Here is a 2,345-nt window from a genome sequence, read left to right as displayed (position 1 = left end):
GTAAGCATACGACCAACCCATCTTTTTTTTGGCAGATATTTTAGGCAGTTGGTTTAGTCCAATTATTTGGCATAAGTTCTTTAAGCTTATTTGCTTTGTGTGATGGTATTCTTTCCAGGATATCAGTAAGCCATTCCTGAGGGTTTATGTTGTTCATTTTACAGCTTCCCATGAACGTATACAACATTGCTGCTCTTTTGGCCCCTTCGTGAGATCCCGCAAAAAGATAGTTCTTTTTTCCGATTGCAGATGGCCGTACGGCATTTTCAACCCCATTGTTATCTATATGAAGTTTTCCATCCTGTAGATATACAGTAAGCTTATCCCAAAGATTTAGGGTATAAGCAATCGCCTTCCCGATCACGCTGGATGGGAGTACCTCACTATAATTCTGGACCAGCCATTCCCTGAATGTATTGAGTATCGGTAATGCCTTTTGCTGGCGAATTTCCCTGATCTGCTCATAGCTGTACCGGTTTTCTTTGCAGGTGCGTTCGATCTGATAAAGTTGCTGGATCTGCTGCAGGGCCAAAGTAGCCCTTGCCTGATCGTTCTGCAGGGATTCATCGAATTTCCGGCGCGCATGGGCCCAGCAGCATAGCCTGGTTATCCGCTTATTATTATCAAACATATCATATCCGGAGTAGCCATCGGTCCCGAGAAAGCCACTGAAACTTTCAAGGATTTCCCTGGGCCCCTCCCTGGATCTGCCCTGCCGGTAATCAAAATAAACGATCCTGATTTCCGGCGAATAGTACAACCAGTGATAGCCCCGGTGGGTAGTGCCCTTTTTGGCTTTGTCCATCACCTTTATCGGGGTTTCATCAGCCATAATGTAATCAGTGGAGATCACCGCATTCAGCATTTGGTCGTACAGTGGCTGTAAAAGATTGCAGCATGCGGTAAGCCAGTCGTTAATGGTAGAAGCAGAGAGACTTACCCCTTCGCGTTCAAACTGCTGTACCTGTCGATATATTGGAAGGTGATTGACGAACTTGCTGATCACAATATGGGACAATAGCGCAGGTCCGGCGATGCCTTTTGTGATTGGCCGCTCGGGAAGCTCCGCACATACGATGCCACCACTCTTTGGATCTGCATATTTTGGACGTACGTATTGCCTCACAAATAACTTTCCCGGTGTGTATTCCAGCTCCTCGGTAATTTCCTCCCCGATCTTTTTCATCCCTGACACATCTGCTTTTGGCTGGATAATGATCTGCTCACGTAGCAGGCCTGCTGGTAACGGCTTTCTTCCCTGGTGCACAGTAGCTTTGAAAGGGTCTTTGCGGACATAACTAACCTGTTGTATCCTTGGGTCAGGGAATATGGCATCAGGCTCAAAGCCCATGGTCAACTGTTCAGGTAAGGATGCTGGAACAAAACGCTCGCTTTTGGAACCGAAGATCATTTTTTTAAGCTGGGCAAGCTCATGGGTAAGCTTAAGGACTTGAGCATCTTTATCAGCAATGATTTTTTCATATTTGGACTCCATAGCATTCATCCTGAAAAACAAGCTTTCAAGGGTGGTTTTATCTACGGTTGCCTGACTATCCATTGGCATAAAAATAGGCATTTTGAATGTATCAGGCAAGTTTTTGACCTATTTTTCTCTATGTTTTTTGAGGCTAAAACGCGCTCTTCGCTCTATGCTCCTTAGCTTTATTCCCTTTAGAATAAACAGCAGTTCATCACTGGAGATGGCGGCCTGACCGCCTTCGCTGACAGATGCATCAGGCACCTCATAAGTGCCACTTTCCAGTCGCTTATGATAGAGCGCAAAACCGTCTCCTTCAAAATGAAGAAGCTTGACCTGATTGCGTTTACGGTTGAAAAATATAAAAACATCACCCAGGGTAGGATCCTTGTCTAGCTCGGCACGAACCAGTCCGCTTAAGGAATCAAAGCCGGATCTGAAATCTGTTATTCCCCGATAAAGGAAATAATGGTATGCTGCAGAAACAGACAGCATTACTGCAATAACTTTTTAATAAAAGACGGGTCGGTCTGGTTTCCATGAACCAACAAGCGGAAGCCATTGGTGCCTATAATTTCGATTGTAGCCGGAACTGCAAACTGATTTAAGGGTATTGAAACGGGTAAGAACCCCTTTTTATCCTCAGCTGAGTTGAATTGACGATAGCGCTTGACCCAATAAGAAAAAATGTAAGGAAAAAAATTGTGTTGATCAGCATATTCTCGCTGGCTAAGCGTGCCGGACATCCAGGCCTCAACATGGGGAAACATTTCGTTTGACTGTAAAACTGGTTTTTTCATATCATGATTTTTAATCAAAATTAACAGTCAAAACAAGTTAAGTCAAGATGGGTTGGTCGTAGGCTTAC

The 2,345-nt window shown here is 44.5% G+C and carries 3 protein-coding genes; all 3 read right to left on the bottom strand.

Features of this window, described 5'->3' with window-relative positions; all coding sequences use genetic code 11:
* Nucleotides 1-40: 40 nt before the first annotated feature.
* Genes LUA90_RS19425 through LUA90_RS19415 form a run of 3 tightly spaced genes read right to left on the bottom strand, consistent with a single transcriptional unit; the run spans nucleotide 41 to nucleotide 2,277 of the window.
* Nucleotides 41-1,594: an IS66 family transposase gene (locus tag LUA90_RS19425; RefSeq protein WP_231492245.1), complete on the bottom strand. Its 1,554-nt coding sequence runs from the start codon at nucleotides 1,592-1,594 to the stop codon at nucleotides 41-43.
* Nucleotides 1,595-1,603: 9 nt separating this feature from the next.
* Nucleotides 1,604-1,972: an IS66 family insertion sequence element accessory protein TnpB gene (gene tnpB, locus LUA90_RS19420; RefSeq protein WP_231492244.1), complete on the bottom strand. Its 369-nt coding sequence runs from the start codon at nucleotides 1,970-1,972 to the stop codon at nucleotides 1,604-1,606.
* Nucleotides 1,972-2,277 carry a hypothetical protein gene (locus LUA90_RS19415; RefSeq protein WP_231492243.1) on the bottom strand — a complete coding sequence of 102 codons (306 nt, stop codon included), beginning with the start codon at nucleotides 2,275-2,277 and terminating at the stop codon, nucleotides 1,972-1,974. Before LUA90_RS19415 ends, tnpB begins: the two co-directional genes overlap by 1 nt.
* Between the last annotated feature and the right edge of the window lie 68 nt (nucleotides 2,278-2,345).

This window comes from Pedobacter sp. Leaf170 (assembly GCF_920984665.1).
Taxonomy (GTDB): domain Bacteria; phylum Bacteroidota; class Bacteroidia; order Sphingobacteriales; family Sphingobacteriaceae; genus Pedobacter.
The sequence above is the reverse complement of the archived record's forward strand: the minus strand, read 5'-3'. Positions and strand labels throughout refer to the sequence as shown.